We start from the raw sequence: 434 nt of genomic DNA, 5'->3' as shown, positions 1-434 counted from the left end.
GACGTGAAGGATGTCGCCGCGCTCGGTCCGTGTGACCCCTCGGTCGTCGAGGCCACCGTGCTGACCGGCGGCCCTCCCTGCCAGTCGTTCTCCGTGGCGGGGAGCCGCAAGGGGCACCAGGCCCTGGACGACGTGCTGCGGCTGGCCACACGGCTGGCGGACCACGAGGACGAGACGTCGTTCGATGCCGCCTGGAAAGAGGTCAAGGCCGAGACCGACGCGATGTCGGACGACCGGACGGGGTTCGTGCTGCAACCCCTGCGGTGGGTCATGGAGGCGAAGCTCAAGCGCGGCAGGCCGTACGAGGTGATCGTGCTGGAACAGGTGCCCACCGTGCTCCCGGTGTGGAAGCACTTCGCGGACATCCTCCGGAGGACGGGCTACGCCGCCGAGGCCCATGTGCTGCACACCGAGGACTTCGGCGTCCCGCAGAC

General features: G+C 69.6%; 1 protein-coding gene. It reads left to right on the top strand.

The annotated features are described in order from the left end of the window. On the top strand, nucleotides 1-434 hold a 434-nt coding region (locus RNB18_RS52420), incomplete at both ends, for a DNA cytosine methyltransferase (protein WP_311721106.1).

The organism is Streptomyces doebereineriae, from assembly GCF_031845645.1.
In the GTDB taxonomy this organism is placed as follows: Bacteria; Actinomycetota; Actinomycetes; order Streptomycetales; family Streptomycetaceae; genus Streptomyces; species Streptomyces canus.
The sequence above is the reverse complement of the archived record's forward strand: the minus strand, read 5'-3'. Positions and strand labels throughout refer to the sequence as shown.